The sequence below is a fragment of the Stenotrophomonas sp. 10N36 genome (assembly GCF_056395005.1).
In genome coordinates this window covers 17820-34784 of sequence record NZ_JBFTIS010000007.1, presented here as the reverse complement: position 1 = coordinate 34784, position 16965 = coordinate 17820, and the positions used below count along the sequence as shown (strand labels likewise).

The 16965-nt window shown below is 68.5% G+C and carries 15 protein-coding genes; 7 read left to right on the top strand and 8 right to left on the bottom strand.

Features of this window, described 5'->3' with window-relative positions; all coding sequences use genetic code 11:
• Positions 1–12: 12 nt before the first annotated feature.
• Together AC1DCJ_RS08885 and AC1DCJ_RS08880 are read right to left on the bottom strand one after the other, a co-directional pair.
• The gene (locus tag AC1DCJ_RS08885) at positions 13–921 is read right to left on the bottom strand and encodes a hypothetical protein (protein WP_478070722.1); all 909 of its coding nucleotides are present in this window, start codon (positions 919–921) and stop codon (positions 13–15) included.
• Between the two features lie 173 nt (positions 922–1094).
• A complete protein-coding gene (locus AC1DCJ_RS08880; protein WP_478070721.1) occupies positions 1095–2177 on the bottom strand; it encodes an alpha/beta hydrolase family protein in 1083 nt (360 codons plus the stop codon).
• A gap of 131 nt (positions 2178–2308) precedes the next feature.
• Between AC1DCJ_RS08880 and AC1DCJ_RS08875 the strand changes: the two genes are divergently transcribed.
• Entirely contained in the window at positions 2309–2896 is a 588-nt protein-coding gene (locus AC1DCJ_RS08875) for a DUF4124 domain-containing protein (RefSeq protein ID WP_478070720.1), read from the top strand.
• Between the two features lie 52 nt (positions 2897–2948).
• Here the strand turns inward: AC1DCJ_RS08875 and AC1DCJ_RS08870 are convergent, their stop codons facing one another.
• The 3 genes from AC1DCJ_RS08870 to AC1DCJ_RS08860 form a co-directional block, all read right to left on the bottom strand.
• Positions 2949–5651, bottom strand: a complete 2703-nt coding sequence (locus AC1DCJ_RS08870; RefSeq protein WP_478070719.1) for a UvrD-helicase domain-containing protein — start codon at positions 5649–5651, stop codon at positions 2949–2951.
• A gap of 12 nt (positions 5652–5663) precedes the next feature.
• A complete protein-coding gene (locus AC1DCJ_RS08865; protein ID WP_448136034.1) occupies positions 5664–5930 on the bottom strand; it encodes a CD225/dispanin family protein in 267 nt (88 codons plus the stop codon).
• A 66-nt stretch (positions 5931–5996) separates the two neighbouring features.
• Positions 5997–7211: an MFS transporter gene (locus tag AC1DCJ_RS08860; RefSeq protein ID WP_038687844.1), complete on the bottom strand. Its 1215-nt coding sequence runs from the start codon at positions 7209–7211 to the stop codon at positions 5997–5999.
• 249 nt (positions 7212–7460) lie between these two features.
• Between AC1DCJ_RS08860 and AC1DCJ_RS08855 the strand changes: the two genes are divergently transcribed.
• The gene (locus tag AC1DCJ_RS08855; RefSeq protein WP_478070718.1) at positions 7461–8450 is read left to right on the top strand and encodes a GAF domain-containing protein; all 990 of its coding nucleotides are present in this window, start codon (positions 7461–7463) and stop codon (positions 8448–8450) included.
• Between the two features lie 12 nt (positions 8451–8462).
• On the opposite strand, the gene AC1DCJ_RS08850 is transcribed toward AC1DCJ_RS08855, so the two are convergent.
• Positions 8463–8702 (bottom strand): DUF1653 domain-containing protein, encoded by a 240-nt coding sequence (locus tag AC1DCJ_RS08850; protein WP_478070717.1) that lies wholly within the window; start codon positions 8700–8702, stop codon positions 8463–8465.
• Between the two features lie 156 nt (positions 8703–8858).
• On the opposite strand from AC1DCJ_RS08850, the gene mntR reads away from it, so the two are divergent.
• The 5 genes from mntR (at position 8859) to AC1DCJ_RS08825 (ending at position 12674) form a co-directional block, all read left to right on the top strand.
• On the top strand, positions 8859–9317 hold the full coding sequence (gene mntR / locus AC1DCJ_RS08845) for a manganese-binding transcriptional regulator MntR (protein WP_038687850.1): 459 nt from the start codon (positions 8859–8861) through the stop codon (positions 9315–9317).
• A complete protein-coding gene (tadA, locus tag AC1DCJ_RS08840) occupies positions 9310–9834 on the top strand; it encodes a tRNA adenosine(34) deaminase TadA (protein ID WP_038692092.1) in 525 nt (174 codons plus the stop codon). Before mntR ends, tadA begins: the two co-directional genes overlap by 8 nt.
• Before the next feature lie 102 nt (positions 9835–9936).
• Complete coding sequence (gene orn, locus AC1DCJ_RS08835) at positions 9937–10506, top strand: oligoribonuclease (RefSeq protein WP_038687851.1); 570 nt, start codon at positions 9937–9939, stop codon at positions 10504–10506.
• Positions 10507–10567: 61 nt separating this feature from the next.
• A complete protein-coding gene (locus tag AC1DCJ_RS08830) occupies positions 10568–11434 on the top strand; it encodes an EcsC family protein (RefSeq protein ID WP_478070716.1) in 867 nt (288 codons plus the stop codon).
• 127 nt (positions 11435–11561) lie between these two features.
• Positions 11562–12674, top strand: coding sequence for an alkene reductase (locus AC1DCJ_RS08825; protein ID WP_448136030.1), 1113 nt, complete (start codon positions 11562–11564; stop codon positions 12672–12674).
• A gap of 740 nt (positions 12675–13414) precedes the next feature.
• On the opposite strand, the gene AC1DCJ_RS08820 is transcribed toward AC1DCJ_RS08825, so the two are convergent.
• Complete coding sequence (locus AC1DCJ_RS08820; RefSeq protein WP_478070715.1) at positions 13415–13879, bottom strand: REP-associated tyrosine transposase; 465 nt, start codon at positions 13877–13879, stop codon at positions 13415–13417.
• A 650-nt stretch (positions 13880–14529) separates the two neighbouring features.
• Entirely contained in the window at positions 14530–16908 is a 2379-nt protein-coding gene (gene ppsA, locus AC1DCJ_RS08815) for a phosphoenolpyruvate synthase (RefSeq protein ID WP_448133903.1), read from the bottom strand.
• Positions 16909–16965 lie beyond the last annotated feature (57 nt).

Here is a 16965-nt window from a genome sequence, read left to right as displayed (position 1 = left end):
TCCAGACGCGGTCTAGCTGACCGCCACCAGTTGCTGCTTCGATACCGGGCGCAGCGCGAGTTTGTAGGTGACATTGGTGATGGTGCGGCGCGGGTCGGTGGGGTGCGGACGGCTGGCGGTGCTGGTCCTGCCCAGCCGCCACAGCCCCAGCATGACCACCTGCGCGCCCACCGGGAACGACTGCAGCCACGCCGCATCGTCATGGCCCACGCTGACCTCGACAAACACGCGCTCGTCCACGATGCCGGTGTGCTGGTACTTCGGTGCGCAGTTCAGGAACGTGGTGCTGAAATCCGCGCCGGGTTGCGCGGCCCGGTGCGAGCGCACGGTGCCTGACAGGGCCAGCGGAATCTCATTGCTGGCCGCGTCCACCCGCTCCCATGCCGCATCGTAGCGGTCCAGTGCGTAGAAGAACGCATCCCACGCCATCCGCTTCTTGCCCAGCCGCAACACCACCCGGGCGTCCAACAGCGCGTCGTCGTCGCACATCGCGCGCAGCACCAGCAGCGCGTTCACGGTGCGCAGGTGGGCATCCAGCGCCGGACCGCCGCCACGCTTCAGGTCCTGGTGCAGGGGCAGCAGCCGCAGCTCGTGGCGGCCGTCCTCCAGCCGATGCACCAGCGCCGGATCGAGGGTGCTGGCCAGCAGCGCGTCCAGGCGGCCGGGCACGTTGTAACGGCAGGTGGGCGCATGCTCGGCGTCCTTTTCCAGCTGGATCCCGGCGGGAATCGTGACGGGCACGCGATCCGCACCGGTGCGGGTGTGCTCGGGCACGAAGCGGACCTGCGCGGTGCAGCCTTCGCCGTCGCAGAACAGCGCCGGCAACGTCTGCGCTGCGTCCACGCGCTGCTGAAGACCGGCGATGCCATGCGCGGTGCCATGCGCCCCGACGGCGGTGTACATCGTGATTGCGCGACTCATCTGGAACCAACTGCACCGACCGGGGGCCTACATGGTAGCGGTATTGGTGGGGCAGCCCCCGTGCGCGTCAGACCGGCGACCAGTGGCGGCACACCGGAAACGCCGGTCGCCGGCCGGCACTACCCGGGGGCATCGCCGAGGCCGCGCGGCCACGTTGCGGTTACAACACCCCGTCAGCGGGCGGCAGCCTGCAGGGCACCTACCACGTCGGTATCGACGAAGCCGCAATGGCCTTCCCCGGTGCGCGGCAGCAAGGTAGGCGGGCGGAGGGCACCGGCGTGGGCGGCCAGGGCGGTGTACACCTCTTCGAAGCGCGCGCTGATGGTGGGGTCGTCGCGGTTGTACTGGATCACCAGCGGGCGTTGCAGCGCGCCGTTCAACCCCAGCTGGCGACGCAGATTGGCCTGTGCGGCGGGGTCGGCATCCACGCGGCGCACCGCAGCGTTGAAGGCGGCGTCATCGCCGAACCCTGCATACACGGTGTCGTGGTTCCCCACCGGAACGCCGCCACTGCGCCTGACCAGGTCGTGCCAGACCAGCGCGTGCAGGCTGATGGTGCCGGCCAACTGGTTGGCCGGCACCTGCAGGCGCGTGGCCAGGGTGGCGGCCAGCGCCGGCTGCGATTGCACGGCGGCGTCGATGGCCGGATACAGCGCCTGTTGTGGCAGCGTGGCCGCGGCCGTCGAGGCCAGCCCGTCCACCGGCAGCCCCGGGGGCGCAGGGAACAGGGTGTCGAACGCGAGCAGGGTGGTCAGCATTTCGCGGGCCAGCACCTCCCCGGGCAGGTTGGCCCCGCACAACGACACACCGCCGGCGTAGTGCTGCGGGTAGCGTTCCAGCGTGGCAATGGCCACGGCGCCCCCCATCGAAAAGCCCAGAATCCAACTGCGCTGCGTGCGCGGATGTGCGTCCAGGAAGTGCTGCCGCAGGCGTTCGGTGTCGGCGATGGCATCGCTCACCGCCCAGCCTTGGCTGGCGTACCCGCTCTGCGCCACGGCGTACCCGGCCTTCAACAGGGCGGGGGTGGCATCGTTGGCCGGCCACACCGCGTCGCGCGGGGTGCCGGCCGGCTCGAAGCCGTGCGCAAGCATCACCAGTTCACCGTTCCAGCGCGCCGGCAGGTCGATGCGCCATGGCGCACCCTGCAGCTGGCCACTCTGTGTGGGCGGCGGTGCGTCGCCAGGGATGGCGGTTGCCCAACCCGGCAGCGGTGTGGCCAGGGCGATGACAAGTTCCAGCAAGATCGATCTACGCATCGTGGGTGTCCGGAGGCCAGGGCCGTCTGGCTGGAGCATAACCGCACAACAGGAATCGGGACGACGGTACTGGTGCGCTCCCATGCCAGCGGTCAAGAATGGCCCTACAACGAACACGGCGGAGTGCATTCATGGACGGAAGGCAGTGGTGGGGCATGGCGCTGGTGTGCGCGGCAGGGGCGCTGGCCGCAGCGCCATCGGCCCAGGCGCAGGTCTATAAATGCACCGGCGCCAAGGGTGAAACCGTGTACGCGCAGCAGCCGTGTGGCGCGGGCGCCAAGGAAGTCACCGTCCGCGCGAGCCGGGCGGCAACCCGGACCCCGGGCGAGGCCGCCACGCAGTCGGCGGTGTTCCGCTCCACCGATCTGTCCGATGCGTCCATCGCCGAGCGCAACTGCATGAACGCGGCGCGGTCGAACATCCAGGGGCCGATTGACCGGCGCATCGAGACCTATCAGCGTCAGGTAGCCGCACTGAACCAGCAATTGGGCCGCACCGATGAAGACGCACTGGCCGCCGCCACGCGCGACGCGGGCGTGCGTGCGCAGATCGCCAGCCTGGAGCAGTCGATCAGCGCCGAGCGCCGCAGCGCGGACAGCACCCTCACCTCGGCGCAGCAGCGCTGTGCCGAGCAGCGCCGGGATCGTGAAGCCAGCATCGAGCGCACGTACGCCCCGGTGCGCGCGCCCTCCGACACCGCAACCGACGGCCTGCGCTAGTTCAGCGAGCCGGCCGCGCGGTGTGGCGGCGCCGCATCCGGCCGGAGGCCCATCAAGGCGTGGCGTGCACCGCCGGCTGGCGCGGCTTGTACTGGCACCGCGGGTAGCCCGAGCACGACTGGAAGCTGCCGTAGGCCCCTGTGCGCTGCACGATCACCCCGCCGTCGCAGGCCGGGCAGGGCTGTTCCTGGATGCGCTTGCCATCGAGCGATGTCACCTGCACCGCGCCGTACTGCACCAGTTCGGTGAGGAACGCCGAGCGCCTGCCACGCACGCTGAACATCGCCACCGTGCGCCGCGCGCGGGTCAGCGCCACGTAGAACAGGCGGCGCTCTTCGCCCAGCGGCCAGGTGTCGGCGTGGGGCATGGCCAGCGCCAGCACCGGGTCGTCGGCGCGGGTGTTGGGGAAGCTGCGCTCCAGCATGGCCGGCAGGATCACCACGTCCGCCTCGGCGCCCTTGGCACGGTGCGCGGTCAGGAAGCGAACCTCCAGCTGCTGGCCGAACCGTGCCTGCCAATCGGGCGGCACGAACGCGCGGTCGGCGTTGTACCGGCCCAGCACGAACACCGACAACTTGCCGCTGCGCCCCGGTGCGCGCTCGCCATTGAGCAGCTGGCGCTGCAGTTGCTGCAGGTACTGGCCCACGGCATCGCGCAGCTGGTCGCGGTTGGCCACCTGGAAGGCCATCAGCGCCGGCCCCTGCGCGGCGGTCTGCGACCGCACCTGCTTGCTGATCTGCGCCGGGTTCCGGCTGATGAAGCGGCTGGACACATCGCACAGCGCCTGCGGGCAGCGGAAGGTCTGCTCCAGCTTCAGCACCTGGCCGTGTCCGAACCAGTCCACGAAACCGGTCATCACCGACACATCGGCGCCGGCGAAGCGGTTGATCGACTGCCAGTCGTCGCCCACCGCGAACAGGTGCCGGCCCGGCGCCTGCACCAGTGCGCGGCACAGGCGCGCACGGGCGCGCGAGGCGTCCTGGAATTCATCGGCCATCACCAGTTGGTAGGGCGAGGCATAGCGGCCCTGCTCGAGCAGCTCGGCGGCCTGGTTGAGCATGTCCTCGAAGTCGATCGCGTGCTCAGCGGCCAGTGCGTCGTCCCAGCCCTGCAGGATCGGCGCGGCCAGCGCCAGGAACAGGCGATGGCGGTGCTTGAACTGGTCCTCGGGCAGGGCACGCAGGCGCTGCGCCATGTCCTCCACCGTCAGCCCGTTGCTCTTGGCGTGGCTGATGAAGGTGCGCACCAGCGCGATCAGTTCGGCGTCGGGCATCGGCCGCGCGCCACTCTCGGGCAGTGCGCGGTCGGGGTTGGGGTCAAGCAGTACCCCGTGCCTGGCCAGCGCCTGGCCGAGCAGGTCGAACAGCGCGCCACTGCGCAATGCGGCCGAATCGGTGTGCAGCGTGTCGGCGCGGTCGCACGCGGTGGTGTCAGGCGCGCCGCTGCGGTGTTCGTGCCGCAGCGGCGTGCCGGTGTAGTGGAAGCTCGCGGCACCGGCCACGTGGCGTTCGGTGCCGGGGTCGAAGTGGTCGCCGCGTTCGTAGCGGTAGCCCACCCCGTTGTAGAACAGCCAGTCGGCAATCAGGCAGGCCTCGATGTCCTGCACCCGCTCGCCGTTGAGGGTGTGCACGTAGCCGCGTCCGTCGGCCTCCCACCCATCGGCGATAGGCGCGCTGCCCTGCGTAACCAGGTCGCGCCCGAACACCAGCCGGAACAGGTCCCACTGGGTCCGGAACGCATGCGAGCGGTCCTTGAGCTGGTCCACCAGATCGGCCAGCCGCTCCAACCCCTGGCCGGCGTCCACCGCCCACTCCGGCACGGTCGGGAAACGCCCGGTGGCCTGGCCGATGATCTGCCGGCCCAGCGCGTGGAACGTGCGCGCCTGCACGCCCTCGGCGTCCAGCCCCAGCCGCTGGAAGGCGTGGTCGGCGCGCTGCTGCAGCTCGCTGGCGGCATCCTTGTTGAAGGCCAGCATCACGATCTGCTCGGCGGCCACCAGCCCACGGTCCACCGCATAGGCGGCCTTGGCCACCATCGTGGCGGTCTTGCCCGAGCCTGCGGCGGCCACCACCAGCACGCGGCTGTCGAAGCACAGCACCGCCTGCAGCTGCTCGTCGGTCAGCGGGCGCTGTTCCACCCGGTCCAGCAGGGATGCCGCCGCTTCGCGTTCGCGTTGCATGTGCGTTGCGTTGCGGGCTTTCCAGGCGGCAGGCCAGTCGCTGCACCAGCGGTTGAGGTCGTCTTCGATCTGCGATGCATCGCCAGGCAACTGGCTGCGCAGGTCCGGATCATCGAACACCGCCCACAACCCCTCGTCATCCAGCGCCAGCGCCGGGCGTCGCTGCAGCAGCGCGTGTTGGTGCTCGGTGGTGAACCAGCGCTGCTGGCGGTCGGCCTGCGCCAACGCGGCATCGGCCTCGTCGAGCCACTCGCCAATCACCACCAGCGCCTCGCGCATGGCCTGCACCGGGTGGTCGGCAGCATCGGGGTCCAGGCGCTGCGCCAACGCGGCCTGCAGCGGGCCCAGCTGCGCATTGGGCAGCCCGTCCACGTGCACCGTTGCATCGTCGGCAAACAGGGTGAGCCCGGTCCAGAACAGGCCGCGCTTGAACGTTATCGACGTGGCACGCAGCGGCGCCCGGTGCAGGTGCCCGTCAACGTCCAGCGTGATCTGTGCTGCGCCCAGCTGCAGTCGCCACGCGGGCGACTGTGTGATGCGTTGGCCCTGCGCCGAGGGACCCCAGTACTGCGTCATGCCGCCAACGCCTCAACCCACTACGCGAAGCAGCAGACCATACCCGATCAGCACCACGCCCAGCAGGGGAATGGCGACCAGCGAGGCGATCGACCAGCGCAGTGCCTTGCGCGATGCGGTGGTGGCCAAGGCCATGTTGCCGGCCAGACGATGCGGGGCCACGCGGTTGGCGTGGATCGTGGCGACGATGCCGAACGGCGGAAACCCGCAGATGATGCTGATCACCGCGAGCGCCATGTGGTCCTTGGGCGCGGTGGCCGGTGGCGTAGCCGTGTTCATTGCACCATCCATGTTCGAAGGGCCCGGGAGTTTACCCGGGCGCCTTGCGGTTGCGCAGCCCGGCGCTCACCCCTCGCAGGCCACCGCGCTGCGCGAGCGCCGGTCCACCAGCACCGCAACGCCCCACAACAGCAGGCCGCCCAGTGCCGTTGCCGCACCGACGTAGCCGGTAGTGGCCGGGCTGAAACCGGCGCCGATGGCCATGCCACCGAACCACGGACCCAGTGCATTGGCGGTATTGAACGCGGCATGGTTGGACGCGGCGGCCAGCGTCTGTGCTTCGCCGGCCACGTCCATCAGGCGGGTCTGCAGCACCGCGGCCAGCGCGCCCATGGTGCCCACGGCAATGATCATCGGGAAGATGCTCCACACCGACTGCGCCGCCAACGGGTACGCCAGCAGCACCACGATCGACCACACCAGCACCAGCGCGGCGGCACGGAAGTGGAAGCGGTCCACCAGCCAGCCACCGGCCACGTTGCCGATGATCGCGCCGATGCCGAAGATGCCCACTGCCAGCGGCATCCACGATTCGGCCAGGCCGGTTACCTGGACCAGCGTGGGTGCCAGGTAGGTGAACACGCAGAACATGCCGGCAAACCCCACCGAACCGATCGCCAGCGCCAGCCACACCTGGGTGCGGTTGAATGCGCGCAGTTCGCGCATCGGCGAGGTGCGCACTTCATCGGGGTCGGGCAGCAGGTAGCGCGCAATCATGACCACGGTGGCGATGGCCAGCACGCTGACCAGCGCGAAGGCGGTGCGCCAGCTGAACTGCTGGCCCAGCCAGGTGGTGAGCGGGTTGCCCACCAGGATCGCCACCGACAGGCCCAGCAGCACCTTGGACATGGCCGCGCCGCGCTGTGCGGGCGGGCTGATGGCCGCGGCCACCAGCATCGCCACGCCGAAGTACGCGCCGTGCGGCAGGCCGGCCACGAACCGGGCCACCAGCATGGTGCTGTAGTTGGGGGCCAGCGCGCTGGCCAGGTTGCCCACCGCGTAAAAGCCCATCAGCCCCAGCAGCAACGTGCGCCGGGCATAGCCGGCGCCGGCGAAGGCCAGGACCGGTGCACCCACCACCACGCCGATGGCGTAGGCGCTGATCAGGTGGCCCACCTGGGTTTCGCTGATCGACAGGCCGCGGCTGATTTCCAGCATCAGGCCCATGCTGGCGAACTCACTGGTGCCGATGGCGAAGCCACCCAGCGACAGGGCCAGCAGGATGAAGGTGCGCTCGCGCGGGGACAGGCGCGCGGCCAGGGGGGCAATCGAAAGGCTCATGCGGGTGCGTTGGCGGATGCGTTGCAACGGGGAGCGGGGCATTGTACTGCTGCGGCGCAGCAATTCCCGGTTCTGTCGTGCTGCCGGGTAGGATGCTGTGATGCGCCGCCGGGCAACACAGGCGCTCGAAGCACAAATGTGAAGCGCCGCGCGGGCTGTCTCGCAGGATCGTGCGACAATCCATCCCCTGTATCCCCGATGTGGCGGGTACGACTGCACGGGGCCCACGCCGCCCCATCGAGGTACGCAATGCATACAGGCTCCGGCTTCCCCAGTGTGGTCGGCTTCGACCTGCCTGGCCTGCAGGACGGGCCGGGGCCGTCGCGGGTGATCGTCAGTGCGTTGCTCGACACCACGCCCGGCGATGACTGGATGCGGGTCTTGGATCGCTTGGCCTGGCCGGCATTGCGGCTGGACCACGGCGTTGAACAGCTGCGGCTGGTAGGGCAGGGCATCCACTTCGTCGGGGATATCCGGGATGGGCGTGGGTTGTCGGCCGCCGTGCGCGAACTGTTCGACCTGGTCACGGCCAAGGTGCTCTCTGCGCGCATGGCCGCGCTCGAAAATCCGGTGGACGACCTCGCACTGACGGCCCCGCCGTTGGCGCCGATGCTGGTCTCGCATGATCCGCGCCTGACCGATGTCGCCGCGTTGTTGGAACTACCGGCGCTGCCGGCCCTGCTGGAACTGGCCAGCCGCCTGACCGGCATGCGCTTTGTCGCGGTCGCGCGGGTCACCGCCGAGCGCTGGACGGCGTGCGCCGTGCACGATCTGTTGGGCTTCGGGCTGCAACCGGGTCAGGACCTGGTGCTGGAAACCACCATCTGCGACGAGATCCGCCAGCACCACCACACGGTGCAGTTCGACCACGCCAGTGCCGACCCGGTGTTCTCCACCCATCCCACGCCGGCGATGTACGGCTTCGAAAGCTATCTGTCGGTGCCGATGTTCCGGCGTGACGGCAGCCTGTTCGGGACCCTGTGTGCGCTGGACCCCAACCCCTCGCAGCTGGATGCGGTAAGCGTGCGGTGCTTCGAGGTGCTGGCCGCATGGATCGGCGCGCAGCTGGAGCTGGAGGATACGCAGGGCAATATCGACGGCCAGGCGCAACAGACGGTACGTGCCGCGTTGGCGGCGGTCGCCGAACAGGCGGCACGGATTGCTGCCAGCGCGGCGCCAACCTCGGCGCTGCACGACACCGCCAAGCGCATCGAAGCGTTGAGTCAGGTCGAGCGCTGAGGCCACGCGGGCTCAGCTCTCAGCGTCGACCCGGGCAAAGCGCGGGCGACGCACGCCGTCCACCTCCACCTCCGCGCAGAACATCGCGAACGGACGTACCCACAGGCCCACGTCCGCATCGCGCGGGCGGTACAGCACCAGCGGCTCCAGCGTTTCGCTGTGGCGCACCACGCCGATCACGTCGTAGTTGCCGCCCTTGAAATGGCGATAGTGGCCAAGGGGCAGGCTGGGCAGGGGCGCAAGATCGGACATGGTGGCGGGGGCAGGTCAACCGATGGCCGCGAAGTATCGCACCGTGCACGTTCGGTCGCGGTGTCGCGCCGCCCGCCCGGCGCGGCTGCCCGATGACGGCCCAACGCGTAGAATAGGCCCCATTGCCGTTGTCGGCCGCCTTGGATCCGCGCGCCCATGCCGCCAGCCTCCCTGTCCAGGAAATCCCCGTTGCTTGCCGCCGAAGCGCACGCGGAGGGCTTCGTGCAGGTGCGCGAAGCGCGCCGCTCGGAGCTGGTGGAAGACTACGTGGAGCTCATCGCCGACCTGATCGCCGACGGCCGCGAGGCCCGCCAGGTGGATATCGCCACCCGCCTGGGCGTGGCGCAGCCGACCGTGGCCAAGGCGCTGAAGCGGTTGGTCAAGGAAGGCTGGGCGGTGCAGCGGCCGTATCGGGGCGTGTTCCTCACCCCGGCCGGCGAGGCGCTGGCGGTGGAGATGCGCGCGCGCCACCAGACCGTGGAGAAGTTTCTGCTGGCACTGGGCGTGGACGCCGATTCGGCGCGACGCGATGCCGAAGGCATCGAGCATCATGTGAGCGAAGCGACCCTGGCCGCGTTCGAGGCGTTCGTGCGCAAGGCCAACGGCCATGGTTGAGTACCTGCCCGCGCCGCCGCCGCTGGGCGTGCCGGTGCACGACCAGGACGAGCACTGGATGCGCCACGCACTGGCCCTGGCCGAGCGGGCCGAACGCGAGTTCAACGAGATTCCGGTGGGTGCGCTGCTGGTCGGCGCGGACGGCCAGCTGCTGGGCGAAGGCTGGAACCTCAACATCGCCGACCACGACCCCAGCGCGCATGCCGAAATCGTGGCAATGCGCAAGGCGGGCAGGGCGATCAGCAACCACCGTTTGGTGGGCAGCACCCTGTATGTAACCTTGGAGCCGTGCGCGATGTGCGCCATGGCGATCGTGCATGCGCGCGTGGCACGCGTGGTGTATGCCGCCAGCGATCCCAAGACCGGCGCCTGCGGTAGCGTGTTCGACCTGCTGGGCGATGCGCGCCACAACCACCGCGTGGAAATCCATGGCGGCGTGCTGGCCAAGGACGCCAGCACCCGGTTGACCAACTACTTCCGCGCCAAACGCGGCAAGCCACCGCTGCTGCTGGAATAACCGGCACTGTCCACGACGGGGTGATGACGCCGGGGCGGTATCATATCGGCCATTCTCATCCCGGCCGGCGCTGCGGCGCCGTCCCCTGCACAAGGCGTAGACATGGCTGACAACGGCGCAGAAGGCGAACGATTGATCTGGATCGACCTGGAAATGACCGGTCTGGATACCGACAACGACGCGATCATCGAGATCGCCACCGTGGTCACCGATGCGCAGTTGAACGTCCTTGCCGAAGGCCCCGAGTTCGCCATCCACCATCCGGTCGAGCGCCTGGAAGCGATGGACGAATGGAACCGCACCCAGCACCGCCGTTCCGGCCTGTGGCAGCGCGTGGTCGACAGCCAGGTCACCCTTGGCCAGGCCGAAGCGCAGACGGTGAATTTCCTGGCGCAGTGGATCAAGGCCGGTGCCTCGCCGATGTGCGGCAACTCGATCTGCCAGGACCGCCGCTTCCTCCACCGCGAGATGCCGCGGCTGGAGAAGTACTTCCATTACCGTAACCTGGACGTGTCCACGGTGAAGGAACTGGCCAAGCGTTGGGCGCCGAGCGTGGCGGCCGGGCTGACCAAGACCGCCAGCCATACCGCACTGAGCGACGTGCACGATTCGATCGCCGAACTGCGCCATTACCGCCAGTTCATGGGCGCGCTGTCGGGCCTGCCGGGCTGATCGCAACGGCCTGACGCGGGACGCACATTCCGTTCAACCGCCCGGCGCTATGATCCGGGCCATGAGCGCCATCTCCCGCATGCCACCCCCGCTGGACACGCAGATCCTGCCCACCTCGCAGGACTGGGCCGACCTGCAGCGTGCCGTCACGCTGCTGGAGTCGCCGACGATTACCGCCAAGATGGCCAACCTGATCGGCTCGCCGCTGGAGTTCGCGGTGAAGAAGCTGCCGAACGTGGTGTCCAGGCGGATCCACGGGGCGGTCGAGGCCGCCCTGTTCAAATCCGCCCAGGCGGCGTTGTGGAGCATGGACAACACCCCCGGCAAGGCGGCGTCCACGCGCTGGCACAAGCTGGCGGCTGCCACCAGCGGCGCGGTCGGCGGGGCGTTCGGCTTCACCTCGTTGTTCATCGAACTGCCGGTCTCCACCACCATCATGATGCGGTCGGTGGCCGACGTGGCACGCAGCGAAGGCTTCGACCTGCGCGACCTCAGCACCCGGCACGCCTGCCTGGAGGTGTTCGCACTGGGTGGCAATGCCACCGGCGACGATGCCAGCGAGACCGGCTACTACATCACCCGTGGCTTCACCGCCGAAGTGATGCGGCACCTGTCGGCCGAACTGGCCGGGCGCGCCGCCAGCGGGGGCGGGGTGATGATCGGCCTGACCCCGAAAGAGGCCGGGAAGTGGTTGGCCAAGATCGTGGAGAAGGTGGCTGCGCGCTTTGGCGTGGTGGTCACTGAGAAGTTCGCCGCGCAGGCGGTGCCGATCATCGGCGCGGTCACCGGCGCCACGCTCAACACCATGTTCACCGACTACTACCAGGACATGGCGCGCGGCCACTTCATCGTGCGCCGGCTGGAGCGCACCTACGGCTATGAAACGGTGCGTACGGCCTATTCGATGCTGGCCGGCCAGCGCGGCTGAGCCCGCTGCGCCGGGCCACGGCAGGATCGTTGCGCTGGGGGCACAACTGTTTTGCCGTGGTCGCGCTGTTGCAGCTGCCTGCCAGCCCCCATCCTTCGGGCATACCTGTTTCGAAGGATGCTGTTCCATGTTGTTCACCCCCTACCGCCTGGGCGCGCTGACGCTGCCCAACCGTATCGTGATGCCGCCGATGACCCGCTCGCGCGCGGCCGATGGCAATGTCGCCACCCCGTTGATGGCCGCCTACTACGCGCAGCGCGCCTCGGCCGGCCTGATCGTCAGCGAAGGCACCCAGATCAGCCAGCAGGGCCAGGGCTACGCCTGGACCCCGGGCATCCACGATGACGCGCAGATCGCCGGCTGGCGCGACGTGACCGACGCGGTGCACGCCGCCGGCGGCCGCATCGTGGCCCAGCTTTGGCACGTCGGCCGGGTGTCGCATACCGCGCTGCAGCCCGACGGCGGCGCGCCGGTGTCCTCCTCGGCGTTGCAGGCCGAAGGCGTCAAGGTGTTCGTCGATCCGCAGGGCAGGGGCCCGCAGGGCGGCGTGGGCGAGATGGTGCAGCACTCGATGCCGCGCGCGCTGGCGATCGAGGAAATCCCCGGCATCGTCCGCGACTACGCGCAGGCGGCACGCAACGCGATCGCCGCCGGGTTCGACGGCATCGAACTGCATGGCGCCAACGGCTACCTGATCAACCAGTTCATCGACTCGCAGGCCAACCAGCGCACCGACGCCTACGGTGGCCCGCTGCAGAACCGGCTGCGCTTCCTGCGCGAGGTGGTCGAAGCGGTGTCCGAGGCGATCGGCGCCGAGCGCGTCGGCGTGCGCCTGGCCCCGCTGACCACGCTGCAGGGCGCGGTGGACGACACCCCGCAGGCGACCTACCTGGCGGCCGCACACCTGTTGGACAGTATCGGCGTGGGTTACCTGCACATCGCCGAGGCCGACTGGGACGACGCACCGGTGATGCCGGTGGCCTTCAAGGAAGCCCTGCGCATGCTCTACCGTGGCACCTTGATCTATGCCGGCAAGTACACCGTTGAACGCGCCGAAGAGGCGCTGACCAAGGGCTGGGCCGACCTGATCGCCTTCGGCCGACCGTTCATCGCCAACCCCGACCTGCCCGATCGCCTGCGCCAGGGCCTGCCATTGAATGCCCCGGACAAGGCCACGTTCTTCGGCGGCGGCGCGGAAGGCTTCACCGATTACCCGGTGGCAGAAACCGCCGAAGCCTGAAGGCGCGCACCCAGAGGGGGGTAGAGCTGACCGTTGGTCAGCTGCCCGTTGCGTAGAGCTGACCGTTGGTCAGCTGCTCTCCAATCCGACGCCATGCACATCCGCAGCATGCGCCGCGCGATGCACGGCAGCCGACCAACGGTCGGCTCTACCCGGGATGTGTCCATGCGGCGTGGATGGACACGGCCCACGATCCCCTCGGATGGACGAATCACCCGCGGTCCATGGCGGTAGAGCTGACCGTTGGTCAGCTGCTCTCCATCCCGGTGCATGCATACCGGCAGGATCCGCCGCGCGATGCGCGGCAGCCGACCAACGGTCGGCTCTACCCGGGATGTGTCTATGGGGCGCGGATGGAGACCGTCCACGATCCCCACGGATGGACGAATCACCCGTGGTCCATGGGGGTAGAGCTGACCGTTGGTCAGCTGCCTTCCCATCCGGCGCCATGCAAATCGGCATGATCTGCCGCGCGATGCGCGGCAGCCGACCAACGGTCGGCTCTACCCGGATGGGTCCATGCGGCGTGGATGGACGTCGCCCACGATCCACTCGGATGGACGAATCACCCGCGGTCCATGGGGGTAGAGCTGACCGTTGGTCAGCTGCTCTCCGGTCCGACGCCACGTATATCGGCACGATCCGCCACGCGATGCGCGGCAGCCGACCAACGGTCGGCTCTACCTGGGGTGAGACCACGGGGCTCGGCTGGATGCGCCGCAGCCGACCAACGGTCGGCTCTACCGGGGTGGGTCGTCGGTGGGCCAGCGGCACCACGAGTAGGGGTACTCACCAATCGCCTCTGCCAGACCGGCACGGACCGGGTTGGCGAGGATGTAGGTGGCTTGGCGGCGCAGGTCGTCGTCCTTGCGTAGGGCGTGATCGAAATAGCCGGGTTGCCAGACCGGCCCGCTGCGGCCCAGGTGCCGGTTGATATGCAGGCTGCTGCGTGATTTGAAACGTTGCAGGCAGGCACCCAAGGTGCCCTGCCGCAGCTGCATCAGCCAGTGCAGGTGGTCCGGCATGACCACCCACGCGAGGTTGCAGACCCGGTGCTCATGCTCCAGTGCGTGCAGCACCTGCATGACGTGCCCGGCCAGGTCGGGCTGGTGGAAGTGGCGTATACGCGCATGGGTGATGGTCGTCAGCGCGTACACGATGCCGATGCACGAGTGGCGGCCGTAGTGGAGGCGTGGGCTGGGCATGCCTGCAGGGTGGCCGTTGGGTGCATGGGGTGGCTATCGGGCGATGTCCCTTTTGGGTGTGGGGTGACGGGGGGATGCAGCCGGAGTAGCCGACCGACCGGAGCAGCCGACCTTCCGGAGCAGCCGACCTTCCGGAGCAGCCGACCTTCCGGAGCAGCCGACCAACGGTCGGCTCTACCCGGGATGTGTCAGCGGGGCGGATGGACGCCGCCCGCGATCCACCGGGCGGGCGTAGCCGCCCGGGTTCGCGATGACACGGCCCAGATGGACAAATCGTCCACGGCCGTCGGTGGGTAGAGCTGACCGTTGGTCAGCTGCCCTCCGATCCGACACCGCGCATATCGGCAGGCTCCGCCGCGCCGTGCGCGGCAGCCGACCAACGGTCGGCTCTACCGGGGTCGACCATTCGGCACGATCCGCCGCGCCGTGCGCGGCAGCCGACCAACGGTCGGCTCTACCGGGGTCGACCATTCGGCACGATCCGTCGCGCCGTGCACGGCAGCCGACCAACGGTCGGCTCTACCGGGGGCGACCATTCGGCACGATCCGCCGCGCCCTGCGCGGCAGCCGACCAACGGTCGGCTCTACCGGGGCCACACAAGACAAAACCCCGCTTGCGCGGGGTTCTGTTTGCTGCCGGTCTTGCTGGATCAGCCCTTGGCTTTCAGCTTGGCCAGGCGCAGCCAGGTGTCGACCACGGTGTCCGGGTTCAGCGACACCGACTCGATCCCTTCCTGCATCAGCCATTCGGCCAGGTCCGGGTGATCGGACGGGCCCTGCCCGCAGATGCCCACGTACTTGCCCTTGGCGCGCGCCGACTTGATCGCCATCGACAGCAGCTTCTTCACCGCCGGGTTCCGCTCGTCGAACAGGTGCGCCACGATCGACGAATCGCGGTCCAGGCCCAGGGTCAGCTGGGTCAGGTCGTTGGAGCCGATCGAGAAGCCGTCGAAGATCTCCAGGAACTCATCGGCGAGCAGTGCGTTGGACGGCACTTCGCACATCATGATGATCTTCAGGCCGTTCTCGCCCTGCTTGAGGCCATTCTGTTCAAGCACCTCGACGACCTTGCGGCCTTCTTCCAGGGTGCGCACGAACGGAATCATGACCCACAGGTTGTCCAGGCCCATCTCGTTGCGCACGCGCAGCACGGCTTGGCATTCCAGGGCGAAGGCGGCCGAGAAGCTCGGGTCGACGTAACGGCTGGCGCCGCGGAAGCCGATCATCGGGTTCTCTTCGTGCGGTTCGTAATTGCTGCCGCCGATCAGGTTGGCGTACTCGTTGGACTTGAAGTCCGACAGGCGCACGATCACCGGGTTCGGCGCGACCGAGGCGGTCAGCGTGGCGATGCCTTCGGCAAGGCGACCGACGTAGAAGCTGACCGGATCAGCGTAACCGGCGATCTTCTCGTCGATCTTCTTCTTGGTCGCCGCGTCCTGGCGGTCGTATTCCAGCAGCGCGTTGGGATGGATGCCGATGTGGCTGGCAATGATCATCTCCAGGCGGGCCAGGCCGATGCCGGCGTTCGGCAGCTGGCCGAAGTCGAAGGCACGTTCCGGGTTGGCCACGTTCATCATGATCTTCAGCGGCGCCGGCGGCATGTTGCCCAGGTCCGTGGTGGTGCGCTCGAACTCGAGGATGCCGTCGTAGATGAAGCCGGTGTCACCCTCGGCGCAGCTCACGGTGACCTGCTGGCCATCCTGGATCAGCTGGGTGGCGTTGCCCGAGCCGACCACGGCCGGCACGCCCAGCTCACGGGCGATGATCGCCGCGTGGCAGGTACGGCCACCGCGGTTGGTCACGATGGCCGAGGCACGCTTCATCACCGGCTCCCAGTCGGGGTCGGTCATGTCGGCAATCAGCACGTCGCCGGGCTGCACGCGGGCCATGTCTTCCAGCGACTTCACCACGCGGGCGGTACCGGCACCGATCTTGGCGCCGACGGCGCGGCCTTCGGCCAGCACCTTGCCGTCCTTCTGGCTCAGCGCGAAGCGCTCGATCTGGGTGGCATGGCCACGCGACTTCACCGTTTCCGGGCGCGCCTGCACGATGAACAGCTTGCCGCTTACGCCGTCCTTGGCCCACTCGATATCCATCGGGCGGCCGTAGTGCTTCTCGATGACCAGCGCCTGCTTGGACAGTTCCTGCACGTCCTCGTCGCTGATCGAGAAGACGTTGCGCTGCTCGGCGGGGGTGTCTTCGATGCGCACGCGCTCACCGGGGACATCCGAATACACCATGCGGATGGCCTTGCTGCCCAGCGAACGGCGCAGGATCGCCGGCTTGCCGGCGCTCAGGGTGGGCTTGTAGACGTAGAACTCGTCGGGGTTGACCGCACCCTGCACGACCATTTCGCCCAGGCCGAACGAGGAGGTGACAAACACCACGTCGCGGAAGCCGGACTCGGTGTCCAGGGTGAACAGCACGCCGGACGAACCCACGCCCGAACGCACCATCAGCTGCACGCCCGAGGACAGGAACACGTCTTCGTGCTTGAAACCGTGGTGGACGCGGTAGGCGATGGCGCGGTCGTTGTACAGCGAGGCGAACACTTCCTTGACCTTGAGCACGACATCGTCGGCACCGGTGACGTTGAGGAAGGTTTCCTGCTGGCCGGCAAACGACGCATCGGGCAGATCTTCGGCGGTGGCCGAGGAGCGCACTGCCACGGCCACGTCACCGCCGCCGTTCTCGTCGCACAGCTTTTTGTAGGCGCTGCGGATGTCCTGGTCCAGCTGCGGCTGCAGCGGGGCGTCGATGACCCAGCCGCGGATTTCCTTGCCCGCTACGGTGAGCGCGGCGACATCTTCCACGTCCAGCGTGGCCAGCTTGTCGAAGATGCGCTTGGACAGATCGTTGTGCGCGATGAAGTCCTTGAAGGCTTCAGCGGTGGTTGCATAACCGCCGGGGACAGAAACCCCCAGGCCGGCAAGATTGCCGATCATTTCGCCCAGCGACGAATTCTTGCCGCCTACGCGGGCCAGATCGGCCAAGCGCAGTTCGTGCAACCACAGGATATTCTCGTTCAAGCGCGATGCTCCGTTTGGCCATCGCCCGAGGCGGGCTTGGATGGCCACGTCCGTAGG